29 protein-coding genes and 1 tRNA gene are annotated in these 26,013 nt (G+C 65.5%); 16 read left to right on the top strand and 14 right to left on the bottom strand.

The genetic code is table 11. The features are described from left to right. The first annotated feature begins 2 nt into the window (after nucleotides 1-2). Together AC5Y5W_RS04230 and AC5Y5W_RS04235 are read left to right on the top strand one after the other, a co-directional pair. Nucleotides 3-236 (top strand): antitoxin, encoded by a 234-nt coding sequence (locus AC5Y5W_RS04230; protein WP_500010070.1) that lies wholly within the window; start codon nucleotides 3-5, stop codon nucleotides 234-236. 8 nt (nucleotides 237-244) lie between these two features. After that, nucleotides 245-682 carry a type II toxin-antitoxin system VapC family toxin gene (locus AC5Y5W_RS04235; RefSeq protein ID WP_500010166.1) on the top strand — a complete coding sequence of 146 codons (438 nt, stop codon included), beginning with the start codon at nucleotides 245-247 and terminating at the stop codon, nucleotides 680-682. A gap of 500 nt (nucleotides 683-1,182) precedes the next feature. Here the strand turns inward: AC5Y5W_RS04235 and AC5Y5W_RS04240 are convergent, their stop codons facing one another. From AC5Y5W_RS04240 to AC5Y5W_RS04255, 4 genes are all read right to left on the bottom strand, one after another. Further along, on the bottom strand, nucleotides 1,183-2,115 hold the full coding sequence (locus tag AC5Y5W_RS04240; protein WP_499896300.1) for a M56 family metallopeptidase: 933 nt from the start codon (nucleotides 2,113-2,115) through the stop codon (nucleotides 1,183-1,185). After that, a complete protein-coding gene (locus AC5Y5W_RS04245) occupies nucleotides 2,112-2,501 on the bottom strand; it encodes a BlaI/MecI/CopY family transcriptional regulator (RefSeq protein ID WP_500022137.1) in 390 nt (129 codons plus the stop codon). The genes AC5Y5W_RS04240 and AC5Y5W_RS04245 overlap by 4 nt, the downstream gene beginning before the upstream one ends. Nucleotides 2,502-2,565: 64 nt before the next feature. Then, nucleotides 2,566-2,745 carry a hypothetical protein gene (locus tag AC5Y5W_RS04250; RefSeq protein ID WP_499896303.1) on the bottom strand — a complete coding sequence of 60 codons (180 nt, stop codon included), beginning with the start codon at nucleotides 2,743-2,745 and terminating at the stop codon, nucleotides 2,566-2,568. A gap of 11 nt (nucleotides 2,746-2,756) precedes the next feature. Beyond that, complete coding sequence (locus tag AC5Y5W_RS04255) at nucleotides 2,757-4,211, bottom strand: NAD(P)/FAD-dependent oxidoreductase (RefSeq protein WP_499896305.1); 1,455 nt, start codon at nucleotides 4,209-4,211, stop codon at nucleotides 2,757-2,759. Nucleotides 4,212-4,485: 274 nt separating this feature from the next. Here AC5Y5W_RS04255 and AC5Y5W_RS04260 point away from each other — a divergent pair, with 274 nt between their 5' ends. The 4 genes from AC5Y5W_RS04260 (at nucleotide 4,486) to AC5Y5W_RS04275 (ending at nucleotide 8,634) form a co-directional block, all read left to right on the top strand. After that, nucleotides 4,486-4,896: a DUF302 domain-containing protein gene (locus AC5Y5W_RS04260; protein ID WP_499896307.1), complete on the top strand. Its 411-nt coding sequence runs from the start codon at nucleotides 4,486-4,488 to the stop codon at nucleotides 4,894-4,896. Between the two features lie 92 nt (nucleotides 4,897-4,988). After that, complete coding sequence (locus AC5Y5W_RS04265) at nucleotides 4,989-5,237, top strand: metal-sensitive transcriptional regulator (RefSeq protein ID WP_499896771.1); 249 nt, start codon at nucleotides 4,989-4,991, stop codon at nucleotides 5,235-5,237. A gap of 86 nt (nucleotides 5,238-5,323) precedes the next feature. Then, nucleotides 5,324-5,755, top strand: coding sequence for an MmpS family transport accessory protein (locus AC5Y5W_RS04270; protein ID WP_499896773.1), 432 nt, complete (start codon nucleotides 5,324-5,326; stop codon nucleotides 5,753-5,755). After that, nucleotides 5,752-8,634, top strand: a complete 2,883-nt coding sequence (locus tag AC5Y5W_RS04275) for an MMPL/RND family transporter (RefSeq protein WP_499896309.1) — start codon at nucleotides 5,752-5,754, stop codon at nucleotides 8,632-8,634. Before AC5Y5W_RS04270 ends, AC5Y5W_RS04275 begins: the two co-directional genes overlap by 4 nt. Here the strand turns inward: AC5Y5W_RS04275 and cydC are convergent. From cydC to AC5Y5W_RS04305, 6 genes are all read right to left on the bottom strand, one after another. Then, complete coding sequence (gene cydC / locus AC5Y5W_RS04280; protein WP_499896310.1) at nucleotides 8,559-10,286, bottom strand: thiol reductant ABC exporter subunit CydC; 1,728 nt, start codon at nucleotides 10,284-10,286, stop codon at nucleotides 8,559-8,561. The genes AC5Y5W_RS04275 and cydC overlap by 76 nt on opposite strands. Further along, a complete protein-coding gene (gene cydD, locus AC5Y5W_RS04285; protein WP_499896774.1) occupies nucleotides 10,273-11,856 on the bottom strand; it encodes a thiol reductant ABC exporter subunit CydD in 1,584 nt (527 codons plus the stop codon). The genes cydC and cydD overlap by 14 nt, the downstream gene beginning before the upstream one ends. An 86-nt stretch (nucleotides 11,857-11,942) precedes the next feature. Next, nucleotides 11,943-12,983 carry a cytochrome d ubiquinol oxidase subunit II gene (gene cydB / locus AC5Y5W_RS04290; RefSeq protein WP_499896312.1) on the bottom strand — a complete coding sequence of 347 codons (1,041 nt, stop codon included), beginning with the start codon at nucleotides 12,981-12,983 and terminating at the stop codon, nucleotides 11,943-11,945. Between the two features lie 32 nt (nucleotides 12,984-13,015). Continuing rightward, on the bottom strand, nucleotides 13,016-14,503 hold the full coding sequence (locus AC5Y5W_RS04295; RefSeq protein WP_499896313.1) for a cytochrome ubiquinol oxidase subunit I: 1,488 nt from the start codon (nucleotides 14,501-14,503) through the stop codon (nucleotides 13,016-13,018). A 32-nt stretch (nucleotides 14,504-14,535) separates the two neighbouring features. After that, entirely contained in the window at nucleotides 14,536-14,823 is a 288-nt protein-coding gene (locus tag AC5Y5W_RS04300) for a YgaP family membrane protein (protein ID WP_499896314.1), read from the bottom strand. A gap of 47 nt (nucleotides 14,824-14,870) precedes the next feature. After that, nucleotides 14,871-15,140 carry a metal-sensitive transcriptional regulator gene (locus AC5Y5W_RS04305; protein WP_499896776.1) on the bottom strand — a complete coding sequence of 90 codons (270 nt, stop codon included), beginning with the start codon at nucleotides 15,138-15,140 and terminating at the stop codon, nucleotides 14,871-14,873. Between the two features lie 116 nt (nucleotides 15,141-15,256). Between AC5Y5W_RS04305 and AC5Y5W_RS04310 the strand changes: the two genes are divergently transcribed. The 7 genes from AC5Y5W_RS04310 (at nucleotide 15,257) to AC5Y5W_RS04340 (ending at nucleotide 20,274) form a co-directional block, all read left to right on the top strand. After that, nucleotides 15,257-15,637 (top strand): carboxymuconolactone decarboxylase family protein, encoded by a 381-nt coding sequence (locus AC5Y5W_RS04310; protein WP_499896315.1) that lies wholly within the window; start codon nucleotides 15,257-15,259, stop codon nucleotides 15,635-15,637. A gap of 57 nt (nucleotides 15,638-15,694) precedes the next feature. Then, a complete protein-coding gene (gene trxA / locus AC5Y5W_RS04315) occupies nucleotides 15,695-16,021 on the top strand; it encodes a thioredoxin (protein WP_499896317.1) in 327 nt (108 codons plus the stop codon). Nucleotides 16,022-16,064: 43 nt separating this feature from the next. Then, nucleotides 16,065-16,205 (top strand): DUF8730 family Cys-rich protein, encoded by a 141-nt coding sequence (locus AC5Y5W_RS04320; protein WP_499896777.1) that lies wholly within the window; start codon nucleotides 16,065-16,067, stop codon nucleotides 16,203-16,205. Between the two features lie 57 nt (nucleotides 16,206-16,262). After that, nucleotides 16,263-18,032 (top strand): aa3-type cytochrome oxidase subunit I, encoded by a 1,770-nt coding sequence (gene ctaD / locus AC5Y5W_RS04325; protein ID WP_499896318.1) that lies wholly within the window; start codon nucleotides 16,263-16,265, stop codon nucleotides 18,030-18,032. A gap of 56 nt (nucleotides 18,033-18,088) precedes the next feature. Next, nucleotides 18,089-18,757: a PIG-L family deacetylase gene (locus AC5Y5W_RS04330; RefSeq protein ID WP_499896779.1), complete on the top strand. Its 669-nt coding sequence runs from the start codon at nucleotides 18,089-18,091 to the stop codon at nucleotides 18,755-18,757. 105 nt (nucleotides 18,758-18,862) lie between these two features. After that, the gene (locus tag AC5Y5W_RS04335) at nucleotides 18,863-19,381 is read left to right on the top strand and encodes a redoxin domain-containing protein (RefSeq protein WP_499896319.1); all 519 of its coding nucleotides are present in this window, start codon (nucleotides 18,863-18,865) and stop codon (nucleotides 19,379-19,381) included. Next, nucleotides 19,378-20,274, top strand: coding sequence for a cytochrome c biogenesis CcdA family protein (locus AC5Y5W_RS04340; protein ID WP_499896320.1), 897 nt, complete (start codon nucleotides 19,378-19,380; stop codon nucleotides 20,272-20,274). Before AC5Y5W_RS04335 ends, AC5Y5W_RS04340 begins: the two co-directional genes overlap by 4 nt. 265 nt (nucleotides 20,275-20,539) lie before the next feature. Here AC5Y5W_RS04340 and AC5Y5W_RS04345 read toward each other — a convergent pair whose 3' ends face one another. From AC5Y5W_RS04345 to AC5Y5W_RS04360, 4 genes are all read right to left on the bottom strand, one after another. Further along, on the bottom strand, nucleotides 20,540-21,529 hold the full coding sequence (locus AC5Y5W_RS04345) for a hypothetical protein (RefSeq protein WP_499896321.1): 990 nt from the start codon (nucleotides 21,527-21,529) through the stop codon (nucleotides 20,540-20,542). After that, nucleotides 21,516-22,052, bottom strand: a complete 537-nt coding sequence (locus AC5Y5W_RS04350; protein WP_500010067.1) for a DUF6932 family protein — start codon at nucleotides 22,050-22,052, stop codon at nucleotides 21,516-21,518. The genes AC5Y5W_RS04345 and AC5Y5W_RS04350 overlap by 14 nt, the downstream gene beginning before the upstream one ends. 45 nt (nucleotides 22,053-22,097) lie before the next feature. After that, nucleotides 22,098-22,703 carry a hypothetical protein gene (locus AC5Y5W_RS04355; RefSeq protein WP_499896324.1) on the bottom strand — a complete coding sequence of 202 codons (606 nt, stop codon included), beginning with the start codon at nucleotides 22,701-22,703 and terminating at the stop codon, nucleotides 22,098-22,100. Nucleotides 22,704-22,867: 164 nt separating this feature from the next. Next, on the bottom strand, nucleotides 22,868-23,206 hold the full coding sequence (locus AC5Y5W_RS04360; RefSeq protein ID WP_499896325.1) for a helix-turn-helix domain-containing protein: 339 nt from the start codon (nucleotides 23,204-23,206) through the stop codon (nucleotides 22,868-22,870). A 131-nt stretch (nucleotides 23,207-23,337) separates the two neighbouring features. Between AC5Y5W_RS04360 and AC5Y5W_RS04365 the strand changes: the two genes are divergently transcribed. The 3 genes from AC5Y5W_RS04365 (at nucleotide 23,338) to AC5Y5W_RS04375 (ending at nucleotide 25,992) form a co-directional block, all read left to right on the top strand. Next, nucleotides 23,338-24,288, top strand: a complete 951-nt coding sequence (locus AC5Y5W_RS04365) for a site-specific integrase (RefSeq protein ID WP_499896327.1) — start codon at nucleotides 23,338-23,340, stop codon at nucleotides 24,286-24,288. Further along, complete coding sequence (locus AC5Y5W_RS04370) at nucleotides 24,285-25,712, top strand: hypothetical protein (protein WP_499896328.1); 1,428 nt, start codon at nucleotides 24,285-24,287, stop codon at nucleotides 25,710-25,712. Before AC5Y5W_RS04365 ends, AC5Y5W_RS04370 begins: the two co-directional genes overlap by 4 nt. A 207-nt stretch (nucleotides 25,713-25,919) precedes the next feature. Further along, nucleotides 25,920-25,992 (top strand) — tRNA-Arg (locus tag AC5Y5W_RS04375). Nucleotides 25,993-26,013: the final 21 nt, after the last annotated feature.

Here is a 26,013-nt window from a genome sequence, read left to right on the forward strand (position 1 = left end):
GTATGATTCGTACGCAAGTCCAGCTTCCGGATGAGCTGTACCGCGACGCCAAGCGTGTCGCGCATGAGCACGAAATGACGCTTGCCGAGGTCGTTCGTCGCGGGCTTGAGCACATGGTGCAGATTTATCCGAGGCGCGACGTAGCGCCCGAGGCCTGGCAGCCGCCCACGCCCCGTCGACTCGGTCCGTTTCTTGCGTCCGAAGAAGCGTGGCGCGACCTTGCGAACGAGACGTGAGTCACCCCGTGCTCTCCATCGATACGAATGTCCTGCTGTATGCCCAAAATCAGGATTGCCCCGAACATGACGACGCCGCTGCCTTCCTCGTCGAGTGCGGTGGTCGGAGCGACGTCGCAATCTGTGAGCTCGTGCTTATGGAGCTGTATCAATTGCTGCGAAACCCTGCGGTGGTGCCGCGACCGCTCGATGGCCCCGAGGCGGCGGAGGTCTGTCAGACGTTCCGTCGTAACCGACGCTGGGCGCTCATTGAGAACGCCCCAGTGATGAACGAGGTGTGGGCGTTGGCGGCCGCGGCCGGAATTGGTCGCCGACGCCTATTCGATGCCCGGCTGGCGCTGACATTGCGGCACCACGGTGTCGACGAGTTCGCTACCCGAAATATCAACGATTTCACCGACTTCGGCTTCTCACGCGTATGGGATCCGATAACGGCGGACCGCTGACCACTTAGCTTTACGCCTGCCGAAACCGACATGGGCGATGAGCGAACAGCCCCGCACGATCAGCCATAAGCGAATCACTGGCGTGCCGGCAGCCTCGAACCAGGATGTATGCGCCAGATTGAGCGCTGGCTCGACGACTTCCTGCACCACTCGCAGTGACGAGCTGATCTGCACCCGGGCGGACGAATGATGGCCTGCAACAAGGCTCACCCGCGCCCGCCACGCACGTCCAAGCGTCGCGTGGCCTTCGCCGTGCCCGCTACACTCACACCCGCCGCACCCCGACAACCATGCCTACCGTCGGGAACGGCATCAGGACGCCCAGAAGACCGTCGAAATCCGGCCAGCGCCGCGACCGGCTAGGTTTTGGTCAGGTATTCAGAGACGTCCCCGGCCCTCGGGGACCTGACGAAAACTCTTGGAGGCCTGGTCTCTGGCGGTGAGCTCGTACCGCCGGGAACGTGACTTTCCCGATTTGGGAACGCGCGATGCCCGCAGCGTCATAGGTGGCAAGCTAGCCCAGCTGCCAGCGGCGTCAGGATCGCAAGCCAGATCGCGGTCGTCGGCGCCAGCCTCTCGCGCCACTGGATACCGCGGGACGCCGGGCTGGTCAGCCGTGCGGCGCGGGCCGGTACTGCAGTACCGGCGGCTCCCAACGCAGTCGACGACGCTACCGACCTCTGCCCCGCCAGGGCCAACAATCCGCTCAGCAGTGGCACCGGACCGTAGCAACGGACCGCGACATCGTCGGCACACATCTCCAACAGGTCGGCGACCGCATCCGCTGCCGCGGGAAACAACGGCAGCCGCGGCATGCTCGTAGCAATCGCTCGCAGCAGCATGTGCAGACCGTGGTGACGGCCGGTCAGATGAGCTCTCTCATGCGCCAGTACAGCGGCCAACTGCGATTCGTCGAGCCGGTCGAAGGCGGCGGTGGTGACGATGATGGCATTGGGCCGACCCGCCACGCAATAGGCAGTAGGCTCACTTGCGGATATCACCACTACACCGGGCTGGTCACTGGGCCGGCCGATCATCAGGGCGATCGACGCGTGGCGACGGCTGCACGACCGCTGTTGCCGCAGCCGGCGAGCACTACGCAGGATCACCACAGCGGTCGCCATCAAGCCCACTGTCAGGAAGCCCAAAGCGAAGGCCGAACCGGCCTTCTGCGGCAGTCCCAAGTGGCCCGCGATACCGAGTATCTTCCGGCATATTGTGAGTGTCGAATGCCGCCCTATACTCATTAACACGTCGATGAGCAGGATGACCAGCGCGCCAACCCACGTGGCGATAACTGCGGTCACCGTCGTCACCCACGCCGCTACAGCGAGACGTGGATGCACACCACGCCCGGTGACGCGCCGGAGCAGCGGCGGCCCGAACCAAGCCAGCGCCAACGCGTGCAAAACCAGCAAAATAGCGGTGTTCATGTGAGGTTCCCGCCCTCGATGATGCGACGCAGGGCGGCCCGAACCTCTATCGAGTCTTCCTGGCTCATCTGGCCGAGAAAAAACGACAGCACTAGATCTGAGTCGCCGCCGGTGTCCAACGCATCGCGCATCAGGGCGGCTGAATATTCCTCTCGGGTCATGGTCGGCCAGTAGTGGAAGGCCTTGCCGGCCTTTTTGCGCTGCAGCCAGCTTTTGCGGTGCAGGTTGTCCATGGTCGACATCACAGTGGTGTAGGCGATCTGCCGCTCGCGTACCAGATCCTCGAAGATGTCGCGCACCGTGACCACGTCCCCCCGCCTCCACACCCGGTCCATGACGGCGGCTTCGAGACTTCCAAAACTATGAGCGGGCACGAGGTCCATCATTTAGTTGCACGGCAGGGGCGGTGTTGGCCTTGACAGTAGCAGGAGAACACACACCAGCCATTAATCAGCGACGATGCCCGCGCAAGATGATTCGCGTCATCCTAAGCGTGAAGTGGGTGAACCGCCAGGACTGCACGAGCATGTTTTGCCGCATCCGAAGCGTCGCACGGGTGGGCAGCGGGGCGTCGGCAATGCTCTCGGCGGTGCGGGTGTTGGCGTCTGAGTTGAGGCCGTTCTCGTCCACGGGGGCGCCTTTCATTCGGGGATCAGCCACCACAGCGGTCGGGCCTTGGCTTTATAGATGAACATGTAGTGCAGCATCAGCTTCATCCAGTGGCCGGCCAGGCCGAGTTCACCGAACGTGCCCGGGATATCGCGCCCGGTCTGCGGATACTTCGCCGGGTCGGGAACGACCGGGAACATCGTCATCGAGGCGGCCGAGCCCTTACGCAAACCGGTGCCGGCTGAGGCGATACACGCAGCACCCATGGTCGCCATCGAGGCCTGATGGGCGATAGCGTCGGGGTTTTTGATCCGGTCACGGATGGTCTCGGCGACCGTCTTGGCCATGACGCCCGATGGCATCCCGGTGCGCGGCGGTGCAGGCGTGATCACCGTTCCCTTGACGCTTTTGCGCGGCCGGGAGATCGGGTGCGGGGGGGCAAACGCGATGCCCGGGGCGAAGATGTTCGGGTAGGCGGGCGACTCGTAGGTGCGCGGCCAATCCTCGGCGCACCATTCGTCATACGGCTTGCCCGAGTAGTCGGCGTCGACTTTGAGAAAGCCCGACGGTGCGAACAGCACCGACGTGATGTCGTCGCCGTCTTTGTCGTAGGCGGCCAGCGGCGCACCCCGAAACGGCGGCAGCAGCATCGCGAAGTCGAAGTCAAGGTCGTGCTCGTTGCCGTCGAGTTGCTCGTAGCGCAGCTTGCCGTCCATCACCTCGTGCACGGCAGCCTGGGTGATCGCCTTGACCCCGCGCTCGCGGAACAGCGATTCGGTCCACATCCGGCTGGACTGTAAGAAACCTTTATCGATGAATTTCATGCCGTTGACGCCGAAGTCGCCGAGTTCGTATTCGTTGGTCAGGTAGATGATCTCGGCGAGGTCACGTACGCCGGCATCCCGCAGGACTCGATCGACGTTGAAGGTGTACTCGAATGCAGCGCCCTCACAGGTGCAGGTGCTGTGACCGATGCCGACGACCAGACGCTGCCGCTCTCCGGCCTTCAGTTTGGCGACGACCTGTTCGAAGGCCTTGCCCGCCTCGACGGCGTGCTCGGCGGTGCATACCGACCAGGAGTGCCCGCCGGGCCCCAGGCCGGGTGTGGCCGCGAAGTTCAGCTGCGGACCGGTGGCGTTGATCAGGTAGTCGTAGGTGAGGTTGCCGGTCTCGTCATGGCGTTCGGCGTCGGTGTAGGTGAAGTCCACCGACGGCGGCGAGGAGTCGCCGGTGCCCTCGGGGCGGATCGCGGTAGCAAAAGCCTGATGGAACTCGATGCCCTTGCGGCGGTAAACGGGCCGCAGTGGGATCAGCACCTTGTTCGCCTGCATCCGGCCAACCCCGACCCAGATGTTCGACGGGATCCAGTTCCAATCGGCGTTGGGGGACACCACCACGACCTCGTGTGCGCGCGGCAGCCATCGCCGCAGGTGCAGCGCGGCGAAGTGTCCGGCGATACCGGCGCCAAGGATGACGACTCGTGCCATTTGACTCTCCTCACTAGAACCGGGCCACCAAAACTAGAACCGGGCCATAGAGCGGCATTGTCACAATCATATACCCTGGCGGGTATAAAGCCAACCCGAACAGTCGCCGTCCTCGTCGTCCGATGGCTGCCACCGGCGACGTGTCCCGCATGTGCCGCCACCTAACGTTGAATACCCACACCGGTATGGGTTACCCTTCATGCGTGGACACCTGCCGGGGTATACAACAAGGCTACCCGTCACACATCGCCGCTATCGGGTAAGGAGACATGACATGTCCATCGCCATAAGCACATCCATCGACGCAGCCGACTTCGACAAAGTGGTCTCGAGAACTCGGGAGATATTGAAAGACAACGGGTTCGGGGTATTAACTGAGATTGACGTGCAAGCGACTCTGAAGGAAAAGCTGGGAGAGTCGATGGAGCGTTATCTGATCCTCGGTGCCTGCAACCCGCAGCTGGCACATCGGGCTTTGTCGGCGAAGAAGCAGGTCGGGTTGCTGATGCCGTGCAACGTCATCGTCCGCGAGGATCCGCAGAACCCGGCAACGGTACACATCGAAGCGATGCACCCCCGGTTGATGGCGGAGGTCGTCGACGATCCGGGTCTGTCGCCGGTCGCCGAACAAGCCACCCGCCAACTAGAAACCGCGATAAGCGCGCTCACCCAGGAACTGCGATGACCTCGATCGAGCGAGGTCCGGGGTGGCTGGCGGCAACCCCCGCCTGTAGAAGACAGTAGAACGAAGAGCAGATCGTGGCGTCCGCCGATGCGATGGATCTGGTACTGACACGGCTACGCCGTGCACAAGGCCAGCTCTCAGGGGTCATCGCGATGATCGAAGCGGGCCGTGGCTGCAAGGAAGTTGTCACGCAGCTGGCTGCGGTCTCTCGTGCGCTCGACCGTGCCGGCTTCATGGTGGTCGCGGCCGGGTTGCGGCAGTGCATCATCGGGACTGACAGTGCCGACGGCCCGGCGCGCACCGAGGCCGAACTCGAAAAGCTCTTCTTGTCGTTGGCCTGAGATCGTTTCCCGGCCCCGCGGACGGGAATGTACGGATGAACAAGTTCACGTCCGAACGCTAGCCCCTAAAGCGAAGGGAGACCCTCATTTTCGCGCCACTGAAGCGGGCCTGGGTGCCCGTAGTCGTCGTCGTGGCGGCCACTCTCGGGAGTATCGCCGTTATCAACCTTCGCGGCGTATTCGGCTCCGACGCGATTTTCTCCTGGAACGGAAGCGGCTCTGAAGTGATCGAGTCGATCAATACCAAACATGTGACCTACGAGGTTTTCGGGCCACGCCATGCCGCCGGGGGGGTGAGCTATTTGAACGTCGATAGCCAGGCCGAACAGGCAGAGTTCAGCAGCCTGCCCTGGACCCACGAGATGACGACGACAAACCCGGCGGTCATCGCCAACGTGTTGGCCCAAGGCGACAGCGACGGTATCGGGTGTCGCATCACCGTCAACGGTGACATCAAAGACGAGCACTTCTCCGACGGGCATCACGCCCAGGTGTTTTGTCTGGTGAAAGCCGCATGAGCAGCCACCACGACACCCGCCCGCTGTACATGCGGGCGGTCCGTCGGCTCGCGGTCCCGATTATTCTCGCCTGGCTGGCGCTGACGATCGCGTTGAACGTGTTGGTGCCGTGGATCGAATTCGTCGCCAGGGATCATGCGGTCACGATGTCGCCGCAGGATGCGCCGGCGATGATCGCCGCCAAACAGATTGGTAAGACCTTCCAGGAGTTCGATTCCGACAGCATGGTCATGCTGGTCTTAGAAGGCGACCAGAAACTCGGCGAGGATGCCCACCGCTATTACGACACCTTGGTGGAAAAGCTGGTGGCGGATCACGAACACGTCCAGCATATCCAGAATTTGTGGGGAGATCCGATCACGGCCGCTGGCGTGCAAAGCACCGACGGCAAGGCTGCGTACGCGCAGATCCACACGGCCGGCGATCAGGGCAGCACCCTGGGAAGCGAGTCGGTCGACGCGGTCCGCAAGATCGTCGACGCGTCACCGCCACCGGACGGGGTGCGGGTGTATGTGACCGGGCAGGCCGCGCTCACCACGGACATGACCGAGGCCGCCGACAAAAGCATGTTCAAAATGATGGGCGTGACCGGCGTGGTCATCATGATCATGCTTGCGCTTGTTTATCGCTCCGTCAGCACGGTGCTTCTGGTCCTGTTGATGGTCTTCATCGAGATGCTCACGGCCCGTCAAGTTGTCGCGGTTCTTGGCCACTACGGCCTGCTGGGATTTTCGACATTCGTCGTCGCCATGCTGTCGTCGCTGGCCATCGCCGCAGGAACGGATTATGCGATTTTTCTCATCGGGCGCTACCATGAGGCGCGCCAGGCCGGCGAAGACCGAGAAACCGCCTGGTACACGATGTTTCACGGCACCCAGCACGTTATTTTAGGTTCGGGCCTGACGATTGCCGGCGCGTCATTGTGTTTGCACTTTGCGCGGTTGTCCTATTTCAAGGCCTTGGGCATCCCGTCGGCGCTGGGTTTGCTTGTCGTGATCGCCGGCGCGCTCACTGTGGCGCCGGCGATCGTCGCGGTGGCCAGCCGCTTCGGCCTGTTGGACCCCAAGCGTGTCGAGGGGCGTGGGTGGCGGCGCATCGGCACGGCCAACGTCCGCTGGCCCGGACCGGTCTTTGTGGCGGCGCTACTGGTCACCCTGGCCGGCATGCTCCTGGTACCGAGCATGAAGATCAGCTACAACGATCGCTACTACATCCCCAGCGATCTCCCGTCGATCGTCGGGTATGACGCCGCGGAGCGACATTTCAGCGCGGCCCGGATGAATCCCGATATTCTCATGATCGAAAGCGATCATGATATGCGAAATTCCAGCGACATGCTCATTTTGGACCGGATCGCCAAGAACATGTTCCGCACCCGCGGCGTGGAGAGAGTACAAGGCATTACCAGGCCGCTGGGCAGCCCGATCGATCACACGTCGATACCGTTTCAGATCAGCATGCAGGCGGTCCCGATACAGGAAAACCTGCAGTTCATGCACGACCGGATGGCCGACATGCTCACGATGAGCGACGACCTCGGCGCCATGATCAATTCCATGCAGCGGCTGCGTGACCTGGTTGGGCAGATGAGCGACACGACCGGGAACATGGGCGATCACATGGTGGAAATAAAACACACCGCGGATGAGATACGCGATCACATCGCCGATTTCGACGACGTCATACGACCGATCCGCAACTACACCTACTGGGAGGCGCACTGCTTCAACATCCCGGTCTGCTGGGCGGCGCGGTCGGTGTTCGAGGCCTACGACGGGGTGGACAGATTCAGCGAAAACATGCAGCCGCTGCTTCAAGACATCGACGACCTGAACACGGTGCTGCCCCAAATGGTCGCGGAGTTTGCGCCGATGATCGCGGTCGCGCGGTCCATGCAGGGCAGCCTGCTGACCATGCACAGCAGTTTCTCGGGCCTGATCACCCAGATGGAGCGGATGACCGACACGGCCAGCGCAATGGGGCAGGCCTTCGATTCCTCGAAGGCCGACGACTACTTCTACCTGCCGCCGGAAGCCTTCGACAACCCCGATTTCCAGAAGGGGTTGCAACTCTTTTTGTCCCCGGACGGCAAGGCCGCGCGCTTCATCATCACCTACGACGCGGACCCGGCAACCCCCACCGGCATCTCCTTCGTCAAGCCGGTACTGGCCGCGGCGCACGACGCGGTGAAGGGCACCCCGCTGACCGGCGCCAAGTTCTACCTCACCGGCACCGCCGCGGTCTACAACAACATCCAAACCGGCGCGAAATACGACATCCTGATCGTCGGGGTAGCCGCGGTGACGCTGATCTTCATCGTCATGTTGATCATCACCCGCGCGCTGGTGGCCGCAGCCACGATCGTCGGCACGGTGCTGTTGTCGCTCGGTGCCGCTTTCGGGCTAACGGTGCTGGTCTGGCAGCATATTTTCGGCCTGGAACTGAACTGGATCGCGCCGGTGTTCGGGGTGATCATCTTGCTGGCCGTCGGATCAGACTACAACCTGCTGCTGGTCTCCCGCTTCCAAGAAGAAATCGGCGCCGGAATCAAGACCGGCATCATCCGCTCCATCGGCAGCACGGGCTCGGTCGTCACCGCGGCGGGCCTGGTGTTCGCCTTCACCATGATGTCCATGGTCGCCAGCGACCTGTACTCCATAGGACAGGCCGGCAGCACGATCGGGCTCGGGTTGTTGTTCGACACTTTGATCGTGCGTTCCTTCCTGACGCCGTCCACCGCGGCGCTGCTGGGACGCTGGTTCTGGTGGCCGCACAAAGTGCGGGCTACCCCCGGTCGGGCTGCCTACCGAGCCGAGGCCCCACGGGCAGCAGACGATGATCCGACTGTTGCACACGCCGGCAGGCGCGGGGTGGAGTAGCCGCCGGCGTTGACGTTCAGTTCCGGGCAGCCGATGTCGTTGGGTAGATGGTGAGTGGCCACGACCACCGTCCGTTCTGCGCTGACCAGCCCGCCATCGGGGTCGAGCAGCCTGCGCAGCAGCACCTCGGCGTCGCCGGCGTCGAGGTGTTCGGTGGGTTCGTCGAGCAGCACGATGCGCGCCGGTGAGATGATGGCCCGGGCCAGCAGCAGCCGGCGGCGCTGACCTGCGGACAGTGCCTGCGCACCGCCGGATAACACCGTCGCCAAGCCGTCGGGCAGGCCGGCCAGCCACCCACCGAGTCCGACCCGGTGCAGCACCGCCATCAGCTCGTCGTCGCGGCAGTCGCCGCGGGCCACCAGCATGTTGTCGCGGACGGTGGTGGCGAAAGTGTGTGCGTCTTCGGCGAAAAAGGTGATGGCGTTGCGCAATTGGTCTTCGTCGAAATCACTGAGCGCGGTCCCGTCCAACTCGGCCTGGCCGTGTAGTGGCGGCAGCAGGCCGGCCAGCGTCATCAGCAGCGTCGTTTTGCCGGAGCCGCTGGGGCCGGTGACCGCGAGCCGGGCACCGGGTTGCAGGTCCACCGTCACCAGGGTCGAGCGCTCGGCGTGGTGACCGACGCGGATATTGGCGGCGCACAGCCGGTGGGTCACCGGTGGATGCGACTGCGCCGGCGGGCGAGCCGGGTCGGTGCCCGGCTGGTCTGCGGGGGCCAGGTCGAGCAACCGCCGCGCCGCGATCCGCGACCGGGTCAACTGGATGGCCGCGGCCGGCAACGCCGCGGTCGTCTCGAATGCCGACAGCGGCAACAGCATCAGGATCGCCAGGGTGGTGGGCGCGACGGTGGGCGCGATCGAGATCGAGGCTATCACCGCGCCGAGCACGCTGACCCCGATCGCTGCGGTGGGCATGGCGGCGGCCACCGCGGCCGGGGTTGCCGCGGCGTCGATCGCGTCGGCCCAGGCGCGTTGCCGGCGTTGCGACTCGGCGACGATATCAGGCAGTCTGCCGCTGACGCGCAGCTCGCTGGCGTGCTCCAGCGCGAGCATCGCCGCCACGTCACGCTCGGCCAGGTGTTGGCGGGCAACGTCTTCGGCCGCCGCGGCTGCCCGCGCCGACAGCCACGGCGCGATCACCCCGGCGGCGAGCAGGCAGACCGCCAGCACCGCGGCGGCCGCCGGCGAAATCACCGCAATCACCGCCACGGCGGCCACGCTGAGCACAACCGCGACCCCAATCGGCAGCAGGGCGCGCACCAGCACGTCGGCCAGCACGTCGACGTCGGCGCCGACCCGTGCCACCAGCTCACCGCTGTGCAGCCGGGTCGCGACGTCTGCGGGTCCGTGGGCCAGCCGGCGATAGATTGTGCCGCGGGCGACGCCGGCCGCGCGCAGCGCGGTGTCGTGGGTGGCCAGCCGCTCGCAGTAGTGCAGCACGCCGCGGGAAATCGCCAACGCCCGCACCGCTACCACCGCGATCGACAGGTCCAGGATTGGCGGCATCTGCCAGGCCCGGGTGATCAGCCAGGCCGACACCCCGGCCAGCCCCAGCGCGCTGGCCTGCGACAACACCCCCAACGTGACTGCCAGCACCAGCCGGGGCAGCCGCGGGCGCAGCAGGGTTGACGCGGTCAGCAGATCAGGCGGGCGCATAACGACTCGCTTCCACGTCGATCACCCGGTCGCCGATCGCCAGCACCGGGTCACGGTGGCCGACGACGATCACCGTCGCGCCGGCCCGCGCCCGCTCGACGAGGGCCCGCAACACCGCGTCTGCGGTCTCGGCGTCCAGGTGGGCGGTCGGCTCGTCGAGCAGCAGCACCGGCGCGGGTGATCCGAGCGCGCGGGCCAGGCCGAGCCGCTGTCGCTGACCCAGCGACAGCCCGACACCGCCGCACCCGAGCTCGGTGTGCACTCCGCCGGGCAGCTCCGCCAGCACCAGATCGAAACCAGATGCCGCACAAGCGGTTTCTGCATCATCGAGTTCGCCGAACAGCGTCAGGTTGTCGGCGACACTGCCCGGGATCAGCACCGGGCGTTGCGGCAGCCAGGACAGCTGACGCCACCACCGGGCCGGGTCGAGGTCGGCGACGTCGATCCCGGCCACGGTGATCCGCCCCGACGTCGGCACCGTGAGCCCGGCGACGCACTGCAGTGTGGTGCTCTTGCCGGCGCCGTTGGCGCCGGTGAGCACCGTCACTTGCCCAGGTTCGAAGACCGCGGTGAGCGCGCGTGGCGCCTTCCCGTCGCGGCCGGCGACGCTGAGCCGTTCGGCGCGGATCACCGCACCGCGCGCGGACACGGTCCGGTGTCCTGGGGCCGGGCCGCCGGTCGAGTCGTCGATGAGCGCGAACGCCTTGTCGGCGGCCGCGCGGCCGTCCTGGGCGGCGTGGTATTCCACCCCGATCCGGCGCAGCGGTGCGTACACGTCCGGCGCCAGCAGCAGCACCGTCAGCCCGGCGGTCAGGCTCATCTGGCCGAACACCAGGCGCAGCCCGATGCTGACCGCGACCAGGGCGACGCCGAGCATGCCCAGCAGCTCCAGCACCAGTGCCGACAAGAAGGCGATCCGCAGCGTGGCCATCGCCGAACGGCGGTGGGCCGTCGAAAGTTCGGCGATGCGATGTTCGGGCCCGGCGGCCCGGCCCAGCGCGCGCAGCGTGGGAATTCCGGCGACCAGATCCAGTAGTCGGGCCTGCAGAGTGGTCATGGCCGCCAGCGCGGCCGCTGACCGGTCGGCGGTGGCCAGGCCGATCAGCACCATGAAGATCGGGATCAGCGGCAACGTGACCGCCACGATCACCGTCGACTTCAGGTCGTAGAGCGCGATCACCGCGACGGTGGCCGGGGTCAAGATCGCGGCCAGCGCCAACGCGGGCAGGTAGGCGGTGAAGTAGGGGCGCAACCCGTCCAGGCCGCGGGTCACCACCGTCGCGGCGGCGTCGCGCTGGGCGGCCAGTTCCCGGGGGGCGCGCGCGGTCACCGCGGTCAGCACCTGACCGGCCAGATCGGCGATCACCGCGCTGGCGCCCCGCTGGCCCAGCCGCGCCTGCAGCCAGTGGGCCGCCGTGCGAATTGCCCACAGCGCCGCCAGGATCGAGATCAGCGGCATCCAACGCTCGACGCTGCGGGTGGACGGGTCGGTGATGACCCGGGAGGCGATCTGTGCCAACACCATCGCCGAAGCGACCGCGCAGCCGGCGATCACCACACCGTAGGCCACCGTGGCGGCCAAAAACCGGCGCACCGCCGTCGATGCCCGCCACAAGCGCGGGTCCAGCGGTGCTTGGGCTGACGAACCGCTTCCGCTCAAGACGGGTGCCTCGAAAGGCCGGTCGACGGGGGTATCCGCTCGGCCGAGATCCGCTGCCGGAACACCCAATACGTCCAACCCTGGTAGGTCATCGCCAACGGGGCGAAGACCACCGCCGCCCACGTCATGATCTTCAACGTGTAAGGGGTCGACGACGCGTTATAGATCGTCAGGCTCCAGGCCGGGTTGAGCGTGGAAGGCACCAGGTTGGGATACAGCGCAGCGAACAGCAGGATCACCACCGCAGCCACCACCACCGCGGTCGACAAGAATGCCCAGCCGTCAGAGCCGCGGCGCCACACCAACGCCACCGCCGCCACCTGGGCGATGACCGCGACGGCCAGCACCAGCCAGGTCCACGTCTTGCCGTAGGCCAGTTGGGTCCACCACCCGAACCCGGCAACCAGCGCGGTCACCGGTGCCGACAACCACGCCGCGAACCGCAGCGCGTCGTCGCGGATCGCGCCGGCGGTTTTCAGCGCCACAAACACCGCGCCGTACAGCAAAAACAACCCGCCGGTGGCCAGCCCACCCACCAGCGTGTAGGGGTTGAGCACATCAGCGACCGACAGGTGGACACGGTGGTCGGCGTCCACCGGAAGCCCGCGCACCAGCACCGCGAACGCCACGCCCCACAGCACCGCGGGCAGCCACGACCCAGCGGCGATACCGACGTCAGCCCGGGCCCGCCACTTCGGGTCGTCGATCTTGCCGCGCCACTCGATGGCGACCGCCCGCACGATCATCCCGACCAGGATCACCAGCAGCGGCAGGTACAGCGCCGAGAACACGCTTGCATACCAGCCCGGAAACGCCGCGAACATCGCGCCACCGGCGGTGATCAGCCAGACCTCGTTGCCGTCCCAGACCGGGCCGATGGTGTTCAGCGCCGCACGGCGATGCGACTCGATGTCGCCGGTGCCGGCCCGGCCGAACGGCTCCATCAGCATGCCCACCCCGAAATCGAAGCCCTCCAGGATGAAGAACCCGAGAAACAGCACCGCCACCAGACCGAACCACAGTTCTTGCAGCGCCATCGCGTCTACCTCCTTCCGAGACTGACGGGCAATCAGTAGGCGAATGACAGCGGCGCCACCTCGTCGCTACCGGGCGGAGCCGGCGGGGCGAGTTCGGCGTCGTGCTCCTGCGGGCCTTCGACGACGTAGCGTTGCAGCAGCCGGAACCAGATGACCGCCAGCACGCCGTAGACCAGGGTGAACATCACCAGGGAGGTGACCACCATCCCGGGTGAGTGACTCGACACACCGTCGGCGACAGTGAGACGGATCAGCTGGTCGCCGGTCGGGTTGGGGGCGACGATCCATGGTTGGCGGCCCATCTCGGTGAAAACCCATCCCGCGATGTTGGCCAAGAACGGCGTGGGGATGGTCAGCAGCGCAAACCAGGAAAACCACCGCCGGTTCGGGGTCCTGCCGCCGCGGGTCAGCCACAGCGCGATCAGAGCGAACAGCACCGGCACGGCCAGCAGCCCGATCATCGCCCGAAACGACCAGTAGGTGACGAACAGGTTGGGCCGGTAGTCGTTCGGCCCGAAGCGCTGCTCGTAGTTCTGTTCGATGTCGCGCACACCCTCCAGGTGCACGTCGCTGAACCGTCCTTTGGCCAAAAACGACAGCGCGTAGTGCATGTCGATAACGCGGTGGAGGTGGCCGCAATTGTTCTGTGTCCCGATGGTCAGGATCGATAAAGGCGGGTCGGTTTCGGTGTCGCATAACGTTTCCGCGGATGCCATTTTCATCGGCTGCTGGACGAACATCAGCTTGCCCTGGATGTCGCCGGTGAACAACAACCCCACCGCCGCGGCCAGTGCCACCCAGCAGCCCAGGATGGTCGCCGGGCGATACATGCTGCCGGCGTCGGTTTGCGCTGCGGTGGTGTCGGTGCCCGCGCCGGCGGCACGCCCGTTTCGGGATCGGACCATCCACCATGCGCACACCGCCGCAACAAACGCTCCCGCGGTGAGGAATGCCCCGCCGATAGCGTGTGAAACCGCTGCTTGCGCAGTGTTATTGGTGAACAACGCCAAGATGCTGTCCAACTCAGCACGGCCCGTTTCGGGGTTGTAGTGCGCGCCGACCGGGTGCTGCATGAACGAGTTGGCCGCGATGATGAAAAACGCCGACACGTTGGTCGCGACCGCCACGATCCAGATGCAGGCCAGATGCACCCAGCGGTGCAACCGGCCCCACCCGAAGATCCACAACCCGATGAAGGTGGACTCGAAGAAAAAAGCCGCCAGACCCTCCATGGCCAGCGGGGCACCGAACACGTCGCCGACGAACCGGGAGTACTCACTCCAGTTCATGCCGAACTGGAATTCTTGCACGATGCCGGTCGCCACCCCCAGCGCGAAGTTGATCAAAAACAGCTTGCCGAAGAACTTGGTCAGCCGATACCACGCAGGGTTATCGGTGATCGTCCACACCGTCTGCATCACCGCCACCAGCGGCGCCAAACCGATGGTCAGCGGCACGAAGATGTAGTGGTAGACGGTGGTGATGCCGAACTGCCACCGGGAAACATCAAGGGTGTTCATCGGCCACCTCCCGAGCTATACGACTTATACTACTACGTCATGTAGTAGTTGGCCTCCCGCTCGGCGGCCGTCAAAACCCCTGCACGGTGCAGCAGCGCACTTAGCGGACACCAGCCCACTGCTGCGTTGAGCAGCAAGTTCGCGCCCACCCATCCGGCGAGGAACCGCAGCCGCCCCGACTGCGCAGGCCACACGGCCTGCGCGAGCTGGGTTGCCAGCACCATAGCCCCGGCGACGAGACTCACGATCCGCTCGATGGGCCACCCGTGCGGCTTGGGTATCCCGAACACGCCTCGTTCGGTCGACATCTGGTCTTGCATGACAACCCTCCTTGTCAGTTCCTTTAATGGTCTGTCCGCGGGATCGCTTAGGCCAGGGCCAAAAACAGCTTTTCCAGCTCGGCCTCGGTCAACCGTGGCGCATCGCCCGACCTGCTCTCGCTGATGCAGTCCCGCAGACCCGACGCCACGATCTTGAAGCCGGCCCGGTCAAGGGCGCGGGAGACCGCCGCGAGCTGGGTGACGACATCTTTGCAGTCGCGGCCCTGCTCGATCATGGCGATCACCCCGGCGAGCTGACCCTGCGCGCGACGCAACCGGTTGAGCACCGCAGTGATGGTGTCCTCGTCGCCGATCATTGACTCCTCCATTCCTGAAAGTCCTGTAAGCACCCGATACTACCCTAGGGGGTATCTGAGCGTCATGACCCTGACCGGGTTGAATACCGATACGGGTATCGGTATCATAACGGGTCATGAGCGAACATAACCACTACCACGACGTACTCAACGAGCTGAACCCGCAGCACCGGGCGCTGCGCGAGAAGATCCCCGAGGTCTACAAGGGCTTCGCACAGATGAGCAACGCCGCGCTGACTTCCGGCGCGTTGGACACAAAGTTCAAAGAGCTCATCGCGGTGGCTATCGGTGTCGTGGCCGGATGCGACGGCTGCATCGCCTCACACACCAAGGGTGCTGCCCGCGCCGGCGCCTCCAAAGAAGAAGCCGCCGAAGCCATTGGGGTCGCGTTCCTCATGCATGGCGGGCCGGCCACCATATACGGCGCCCGCGCATACGACGCCTTCTGTGAATTCGCCGACGCACGCGTCGGCGCGACATCGGGCTCGCCGCAATGAGCCGCGAAACCGTGAGACTGGGTTGTCTTTTTCAACAAGGCCGAAAGGAGGGCTGCGGTGCCGGTAAAAGCCCTCACCCACGCCGATTTCGAATCGACGATCCAGGTCAGCCCAATCGTGCTGGTCGACTTTTGGGCCCCGTGGTGTGGCCCGTGCCGGACCTTCGCGCCAGTCTTTGAGCAGTCGGCTCAAGACCATCCCGACGTCGTGCACGCCAAGGTCGACACCGACGCTGAGCCGGAGCTGACCGCAAGGTCCGGTATTCGATCCGTGCCCACCGCGATGGCGTTTCGCGACGGTGTCCTTGTCTACAGCCAGCCCGGGGCGATGCGCCCAGCGGCGCTAAAAGACCTGATCGGCCGACTCAAGGCGTCCAACAGATAACAGCCCACCTATCACCCACGACTGGAGCCTTGATGTGTTATCCGTGCCCTGCTCTTACTGCGGCAAAACCACCTGGGCGGGCTGCGGCCAGCACGCCGATGCCGTCATGAGATCCGTACCGGCCAACCGACGGTGCACTTGCTGCGACACCACCGCACAGCAACCCCACCGGCCGCCACGTTAGCGACTATCCCCCTGCGGGTATGTCCCACGTCGAAGCGCCCCGGAAATGGAGTGGACCATGACCGCTGAAGCACCGCAGGCCGCACCGCTACAAGCCCACCGGCCGTTTCCGCCCCGGCTGGGCCCGAAGGGCAATCTGGTCTACAAGCTGGTGACAACGACCGATCACAAGCTGATCGGGATGATGTACGTGATCACTTGCTACGCGCTGTTTTTCATCGGCGGCCTGATGGCATTGTTGATGCGCGCCGAGCTCGCAGCGCCGGGGCTGCAGTTCTTGTCCAACGAGCAGTACAACCAGCTGTTCACCATGCACGGCACCATCATGTTGCTGCTGTATGCGACCCCGATCGTGTTCGGTTTCGCCAACCTGGTGCTGCCGCTGCAGATCGGTGCCCCAGACGTGGCGTTCCCGCGGATCAACGCGTTCTCGTTTTGGCTGTTCGCCTTCGGCGCCGCCATCGTGGTAGCCGGCTTCATCACCCCCGGCGGGGCCGCCGACTTCGGCTGGACCGGCTACACCCCACTCAGCGACACCGTGCACTCCCCCGGGGCCGGGTCTGATCTGTGGATTATGGGCCTCGTCGTATCGGGTCTGGGCACCATCTTGGGGGCGGTCAACATGATCACCACGGTGGTGTGCATGCGCGCGCCCGGTATGACGATGTTTCGGATGCCGATCTTCACCTGGAACATCTTGATCACCTCGATCATGGTCCTGTCGGCTTTTCCAGTGCTGACCTCGGCGTTGGTCGGCCTGGCCTACGACCGACACCTCGGCGGCCACATCTATGACCCGGCCAATGGCGGGCCGATCCTGTGGCAGCACCTGTTCTGGTTTTTCGGCCACCCCGAGGTCTACATCGTCGCGCTGCCGTTCTTCGGCATCGTCACCGAAATCTTCCCGGTGTTCAGCCGCAAACCGCTGTTCGGCTACACCACCATGGTCTACGCGACGATGGCCATCGCGGGACTGTCGACGGCGGTGTGGGCGCACCACATGTTCGCCACCGGTGCGGTACTGCTGCCGTTTTTCACCATCACCTCGTATTTGATCGCGGTGCCGACCGGGATCAAATTCTTCAACTGGATCGGCACCATGTGGAAGGGCCAGCTAACCTTCGACACGCCGATGCTGTTCTCGGTCGGCTTCGCCGTGACCTTCCTACTCGGCGGCCTGACCGGGGTGATCATCGCCAGCCCCCCACTGGACTTCCATGTCCACGACACCTACTTCTTGGTGGCGCACTTCCACTACACGCTGTTCGGCACCATCGTGTTCGCCACCTTCGCCGGTGTCTACTTTTGGTTTCCGAAGATGACCGGGCGGCTACTGGATGAGCGGTTGGGCAAGCTGCACTTCTGGCTGACCTTCATCGGGTTTCACACCACGTTTTTGGTGCAGCACTGGCTGGGCAATGCCGGCATGCCGCGCCGCTACGCCGACTATCTGCCCACCGACGGCTTCCAGGGCCTCAACATCGTCTCCACCATCGGATCGTTCATCCTCGGCGTGTCGATGATCGTCTTCGTGTGGAACGTCTTCAAAAGCTGGCGCTACGGCGAGGTGGCCACCGTCGACGACCCGTGGGGCTACGGCAACTCACTGGAGTGGGCCACCAGTTGCCCGCCGCCGCGGCACAACTTCACCGAGCTGCCCCGTATCCGCTCCGAGCGCCCCGCCTTCGAGCTGCACTACCCGCACATGGTCGAACGGATGCGCGCCGAAGCGCACCTCGGCCGCCACGGCGAGGCCAGCGGGCGCGAGACCGCGGCAGTACGCAGCCAGGTCGGTCGCAATTTATGGAAAGGGAATGAGGTGCGATGAGCACTAACACCGAGGTATCTGCCGTACGAGCCATGCCCCGCATCGGCGACCCAGCCATGACAAGCACGGAACTTCCCAGATGGGGATCCGTTCTGGCGGTGGTTGCCCATCCCGACGACGAGTCGTTCGGTTTGGGCGCGATCCTGTCTGCGTTCGCCGACCGCGGCGCACGGCTGGCTGTGCTGTGTCTGACCCGCGGCGAGGCGTCAACATTGCACGGCGTGGCCGGCGAGTTGAGCGAGGTTCGGGGCGTCGAACTGGCGAGCGCCGCCGAGGTTCTCGGCGTGTCGACAGTTGAGCTGCTGAGCTACCCTGACGGCCGACTTTCCGACACGCCGCCCGCTGAATTGGGAACCCGTGTTGTCGACTTCGCACAAAGGGTCGACCCCCGTGGTTTGCTGGTGTTCGACCCGAGCGGTGTCACCGGCCACCCCGACCATCAGCAGGCCACCGCTGCAGCGCACGCCGCTGCAACCAATACTGGTCTGCCGGTGCTGGGTTGGACGCTGCCTGTCGCCGTCGCCGAAGCGCTCAACCGCGAGCACCACACATCGTTCATTGGGCATTCGCTGGCAGACATCGATCTGGTCGTCCCGGTAGACCGGCGGCGACAATATGAGGCAGTGGGCCACCATACCAGCCAGGCATTACCGACCAGCGTGCTATGGCACCGCCTGGAGTTGTCAGGCCCGCACGAGTACCTGCGCTGGCTCACCCACGGCTGAGGTCGACGTCCCAGCGCGACCATGTTCTACTATCTAGGTACGTAGATAGTAGAGCGAGCATTATCCCTGTCGCTCCAACCACCCGCCCGACCGGAAGGAACCGCCATGCCCCGCCGGCTCAGCGCCCTACTTGCCGCCGCAGCGATCGTCGTCGCAGCGTGTGGTTCGCAGCTAACAGCCGAGCCGGGCCTGGTTACACCCGCCGGCGACCCCTCCGCGCCGGCTCAGCTGCAGTTCACCGCCGAAACCCTGGCCGGTCAACCGTTTTCTGGTGAAAGCCTGCTGGGCAAACCGGCGGTGCTGTGGTTCTGGGCGCCATGGTGTCCGGCGTGTCAACGCGAAGCCTCGACGGTGGCCAAGGTTGCCGCGGCTAATCCCGCGGTGACGTTCGTCGGGGTGGCCGCACGGGCCGATGTGCCCGCCATGCGCGAGTTCGTCGACAAATACCGTATGGCCGGGCTCGCTCAGCTGGCCGATACCGATGCGGCAGTGTGGGCGAAATTCGGTGTGACGCAACAACCCGCGTACGCGTTCGTCAGTTCAGACGCCAGCATCGACGTCGTGAAGGGCACGCTCCCCGAAGCACAGTTGACCGAGCGAGTCCACAGGCTTGTCGCCAAATGATCGACACCGCGGCGCTGAGTTTCGCCCTGGGCGCTGGGCTGGTCGCCGCGCTCAACCCGTGCGGGTTCGCGTTCCTGCCCGGCTATTTGGGCTTAGTGATCGCCGGTAGCCAAGACGCGTCGCGGGGCGCGGCGCTGGCCCGCGCAGCTGCGGCCACGGTGACGATGGCGCTCGGATTTCTGACGGTGTTCGGCATTTTTGGCCTGGCGATCTCACCGGTGATTGCCTCGGCGGGAAAGTACCTGCCCTTTGCCACCGTGGCCATCGGTGTTGCGCTGGTCGCGATGGCATTTTGGCTACTGGCCGGCAAGGACCTCAGCATTCTGTTGCCCAAGTTGGCGGGCGGTGCACCTACCGCACGGCTGGGTTCCATGTACGGCTACGGCGTAGGCTACGCAACCGCTTCGCTATCCTGTACGATCGCACCGTTTCTCGCTGTCGTCAGCACGACATTCAAGCAAGGGTCGATGCTCTCGGGTGTGCTGGCGTTCCTGGCCTACGCAGCCGGCATGAGCGTCACTGTGGGGGTGGCGGCGCTGGCGGTCGCGGTAGCCGGCTCGTCGGCCGCCGCGGCGTTTCGCCGGATTCTGCCCTACGTGGGCCGCATCGCCGGCGTTATCGTGCTGTTGACCGGACTCTACGTAACCTATTACGGGTACTACGAAATCCGGCTACACTTCACCGGCGCAGGCGCCGATGACCCGGTAGTCAACGCGGCCAGCGAAATACAGGGCTGGTTGGCCCACCAGGTCGACAGCCTGGGTCCATTACCACTGTTGTTGGTGGCTGCCGCGCCGGTCGCCGTGGTAGTCGGCTGGCACGCCATCGCCGGCCTGCGCTCGCGAAACCGCAGCGTGGCTAGGGCTAGGGATTATTTGTCAGACAGCAGCTGATGGACCAGCGGGTGATAGGAAGCTGTGCACGGCGATCGCAAGATCTGAAGCGATGTCTGGTCTGGCAGCTGATGCTGCTGCGCGCCAACGTGCCACACGCAGGGGACGCACACACCCAGCGCCGATGGTTTGACCACCCGGCGAAAATGGTGAGGTGGAAGAGATCCTAGGCGGCTGTGGCAATACCGAGAATACGTACCCGAGCTAGTGCGGAAAGCGGCGCAGTTGATAAACGATACCCATTTCGCGAAGGATCGTGAACGGCTCAGCCGGGCTCATCATCGAAACGGTGAACGGCTTGAGCGGTGTAGGTGGTTTTCACGGCGCCACCGGGGGTGGTTTCGGTTTTCATGATCGCGTCGACGCGTACCCGCATGCCGAGTCCGAATCCGCGGACGTCATCTACGCCGAGTTGGCCGCGTTTGACGGTGACGGTTTCCCCGTCTTCTTGGCGGATTAGCCAGGATTGCACGGAGCTGACGGTGAGGTATTCGCCGACGAGCTGCACTGGCTGTTCGTCGAGGTTGGCGTTTTCCACGGTGGTGGCGATGTGGGCGGCGGCGGCCGCGGACACCGCTACCCGGCGGGTGGCGCGAGCGGGTTGCCGCCAGTCGATTTCGACGTCGAATCGAGCCCGGTCCAGGGTCTTGGACAGATCACGTAGCGCCGAGGCGGTGCGGGGCCCCATCTGGCCGAGTTGTTGCACGAACAGTGAGTCGGCGGGGTCGGGGCCGATGTCGTTGCCGGCGGCGAACACGTCAATCGTGGCGCCGATCGCGGTGTCGAGCAGCTGATCGTCGGTTTCGAGCTCGGCGAACATGCCGACCTTGCCGTCCCCGTGTCCGGTTTCGATAATCGGCGAGCTGGCCGGCGTAAACGCCAAGATGATGGACCCGCGCCCCGGTGAGGCAGTGAGCAACAGGTCGGTGCGGCGACGCACAAGGGCGTTGGGTTGGCGCTCCAGTGTCTTGTCGCCCTGGTGGGCGGCACCGACCGCGGTGGCCAGCCGCTGGAAGCCGGTCATGACCCGTGCAACATCGGCCACCCGCGCTGCCGATCCGCTGACCCCGTCGCCGGTGATGCGGATGCTGCCGTGCGACGCCAGCGTGCGGCCCAGGGTGTCGGCGGCGATTAGCCCCTCGACGCTGATTCGGGACAGGTCATCCGGCGTTGTCCAGGTGGGTGCGTCGTCGTCGGCCATCGCCGCCAGGAGGGTGGCTTCCATCCGGTCGATGTCGTCCTCACTGGTAGTCATCGACGATCACCTCCACATAGCCTTGGCGAGGTAGCGCGTCTTGACGTGCCGGTTGCGATCCCCGTGGGCCGGAATGCATTCGCTGGAGGTAATCATCCACTTGGCCTCGCAGTTGCAGGTAGTCGGGTAGGTAGCGGTCGTCGGTGCTGGTGTCGGGCTGGCAATGCCAGGCGACGAGTTGCGTGTCCACCTGCACTCCGAGGGTGCGGCGGACCTTACCGCGTTGCGCGAAGGCTTGCAGGAGTTTGATGCTGGCCGGGTTCAGGTGCGCCTTGGCCAGCTCGAGGTCCTCGGCCCAATACACGCACGACACCACTTCCGGGTCTGGGTCATTGGAGAGGAACTGCCCGTAGAGCCACGCGGCGTTGACGTGCACGTGCCGGCGCAGCACATTTGTCGCACACTCCCAGTCCTGCCATAACCGTTGCCGGTGTGCGCTGCGCCCGTCGACGAAACGCTGATGCACCTCGTCTCGGGTTGCGCGATATCGGCCAGGTGGCAGCAACCCGTGCGATGAGTCCAACTCCGGAATCACAACACCGCCCCTCTTGTCGCGCGCCGTGCGGGCCTATCCGACTGCGTGTGCTGGACCGCTGTCCTCCTGTCGTTCAGTGAGTTGTGACCATGGTGCGCCATCGGGTGCGTCCTGGTCGGCCGACGCGGCGAACAGCGCGTCGATGACCTCGTCGATGCGTGCCACTGCGTCTTGGGCTGCGGCCGCAAGCCGCTCGGGGCCCTCGTGCTCTGCGGCGCTGGCCAGCGCGGCGTGCAGGTTTTCCCGCGCAGCCAGCAACCGGCCGAAGTCGACCCCGGTGGCGGCCGGGGTCTCATCGGTGGCGAATGCGCGGATCAACTCATCGAGCGCCTTGCGTTGCCGGGTGCTCATCCGCTGGGCTTCGGAAGGCGGCTGGTAGGCGACCGGGGCCGGGGCCCTCACCTCCGCTGCGGCGAATGCGGTGTTCTCCGAGACGTCGGCCAGATAGGCGATCGCTCGGATCGAGGCATCCGAGGCCCGGGTGGCGTAGGTGCCCTGCCGCAGCCGGTTGAGCGTGGCGTGCGAGATATCGTGACCTGCGCCCTGCGCGAGTTCCGCCAGTCGACGTCCCGACGCACCGCCATGCCTCTTCACGGCGACATCAATCAGGTCGATCAACGACCTCGGCGTCTTCACCATGTCCTGCCACCCACTTCCCGGCTACGCTGACGCGTGCGCGCGTGCGCGCGCGAGACCCAGTCTTCTGGAACCTGGAACACGAGTCAAGCGCAACACGCCGTTGCGGTACGGGCGCAATCGAATCACAGGGATGTAACCTGCCTCATGTGACGGACGGCATTGGGTTAGGCGGTCGCTCGCCGGGTCACACGGCGGCGGTTCGGAGTGGGGCCATGCTTGGGCCAGAGCGCCCGACCCAGGGCGTCTTCCAGGCGGGCCAGCGAGCCGATGTCGCAGAGCACCGTGCCGGCCAGGATGCGCCCGATCGTGGTATGGGCGACCCCGCTAGCGGTGGCCAGTGCGCGCTGGCCCGTCGCGGTCTCGGCCATCGCAAAGCGCAGCGCACGCGCCAGGTGCTGCGCGGCGGACGCCGATGGCGGGGCATCGGCGACCAGTTCGGCCTCCGGCCAGGTCCCAGTGGCCACGTAGGCCACCGGGGGCTGGTCGGCGTTGCTGCGCGGCATGCGCCCACGATAACCGCCAGTGCCGTCGCATCGACGCGACTTGTCGGACCCCTCTGCTCAAATGGTGCATACATGCACCGATGCAGAGGGAGGCGGCATGCGCAACCGGTCATCGAAGGCGCCGGGCCTTGGTGAGCGCCGGCGAGCAGCTGGCGCTGCCGTTGTGTTGGGGGCCCGCCATGGCTGACGGCAGCCTGGAGACGGCCGTGCACGCGGTGATCGGCGCCTGGATCGATGACGGCGCGCTGGCCGCGCAGACCCTGGACAAGTTCGGGTTGCTGCTGTGCCGGTTCGCCCGGTTCGCCGCCGCCCATGACATCACCACGCTGGCCACGGTCGATGCGGCGCTGGTCACGAAATTCGTTGCCGCCAAAGGACGCACCCGCCACGGCAGCGTGTCGGGGGCGGCGGTGGCGACTATGCACAACCGGCGCGCCGCACTTCGGGCGTTCTACCGCACCGCCCGCCGGCTGCAGTTGGCTCTCGATGACCCCACCACCGACATCGACGTTCCCGCTCGCCAATCCTCGGTACGGCGCCCCCTGTCGCACGACGAGTCCGCCCTGGTGCGGCTGTTCGCCGAACACGGCACCCCGACGCGACATGCCGCCACCGCCGCGCTGCTTCTGGCCGGCGCGCACACCTCCGAGCTGGGACACATCACCGCCACCGACCTCGACGCTCAGGCCGCGACTGTGTGGGCGCACGGGTCATACAAGCACCGACCCCGCGTCCTGCCGCTGGACAACTGGTCGCTGCGGGTGCTCACCGAGCGCGCCGACCACATCACCGGCCCACTACCTACGTCGGCCTCGTCGCCGGTGTTGTGCACCGGCGCCGGCGGCAGCGACGCCCACAAACAAGCCCGTGTATGCGTCACCGTGCGCGACATCCTTTCCCGCGCCGGGCTTTCCCAGGACCCCGGCATCCGCCCCGCATCGCTGACCGCTTATGCCGGCCGCCTCGAATTCGACCGCACCGGCCGTATCGAAGACGCCGCCCACCGCATCGGCTCGTCGTCGCTGGACACCACTGCGGCCCTGATCGGCTACCACTGGCACGAGTCGGGTGATCGGCCGTGAGCCGCAAACCCGCCACGTCCAACCAGGCCGACGCCTACGGCGCCAAGCGGATCGGGCAGAGTCAGCTGCACAGGATCGAGACCCCGATGGATCTCACCCTGCTCGAGATCGACACCATCGAAGCCGTCGCGTCCAGCGAACTCATCTATCGACTCGCCGCCACCCTGCCCGTCCATGAGCCCGGCACCCCAGGTCGGCTCCCGCACTACCCGCCCTGGGTGCACCTGCTGCACAAGGCGCTGGCCGGGGTACTCGGTTCGCACAGCAAGGCCGCCCGCGCTATGGCCCACCCCGCCTACTGGCGCTCGATCCGCCATCACGCCGCCAAGCACGGGGCACCCACCGCGCAGCGCCGCCCACCGCAGCGATGGCACCACAACTACGCCCAACACCTGCTCGACGAGCACGCCAACGAGCTAGTCGACGCGTTCCGGCCTTTTGCCCGCCGGTTGGCCATCGAGATCGGCTGCCTGGACCCCGCCGCTGCGGTATCCCACACCAACCCCGCCCGCGGGCAATACATCGTCGGCGATGGCACCGTCGTAGCCGCACCGGTTCGCAAGTCCACCGCCGACAAGTGGGCCGAGAAGGGCGGACGTCGCGTCAACGCCGGCATCGAGGTGCAAAACGGCGAAAGCGACAAGGAGTTCCGATACGGTACCAAATTCACCATGCTCAGCACCCGCCCCGACGCCATCCGCAACAACCGGATCATCCTCGATGTCGACGCCGTGCCGGCGGGCAAGGGCTACGGCGGTGAAGCTCGCATCGCCACCGACATGATCGACCGCGTCGTCGCCGATCCCGACGTTCGCTGCGACGGCGTCTGCTACGACGGCGCATTCCGCGGCACCCACATCGACCACACCATGAAACAGGGCCTGACGGTGCTCTCACCCATCCACGACGGCACCCGTAAGCCCACCGCCCTGACCCGCCTCGACTGCGCCTGCGGCGATACCCACGACCTGTGGACCGCCGACGGCCGTATCTGCGAGCGGCAGGTCCTCGACACCGGGGACAAACACTTGCAGCCCTGCCCCGTCGCCAAGATCTACCCGCGCCGCAACGCCGACACCAGCTACCGCTGGTATATCGAGTTCGCCACCCCCTCGTGCGGCACCGTGCACCGCGAACGTATCGACACCACCGAAGCCGACCGCAGCCGCGGCTACAACCGCGCCGAACACCTGCGCCAACACGTCAAAACCGACGACGGGGCCAGCGTCTACGACCGCTGTTATGGCTGGCGCGAAGACTCCGAAAGCCTCAACAACACCCTCGACCGCACTCTCTACGGCGGCCGCATGATCGCCTATAGCGCGCTGCGCCAACTCACCGTCATGATCGGATTCGCCTTGGGCCGCAACGCCATCGCGGCCTACCTGCACCGACGACGACAACCCGACCAGGGAGCCGCCTAAGCCCGCCACCACGACGAGCGTCACTCAACGCCGACCACGCACGCCCAGACGTCGCGTGTCCATCGTCATGCCCGATACACTCACACCCGCCGTACTCGACAACACGACGCCCGCCGTCGCGACGCCGACCACGGCACCAGGATGTCCAAGAAGCCGCTGAAATCGCGCCTCGCCAGGGTTTTAGTCAGGTATTCGAAGACGTCCCCGGCCCTCGTAGCTCAGGGGATAGAGCACGGCTCTCCTAAAGCCGGTGTCGCAGGTTCGAATCCTGCCGGGGGCACTCATGTTATTGCAGTTCAGT

The organism is Mycobacterium sp. NGS51, assembly GCF_059812525.1.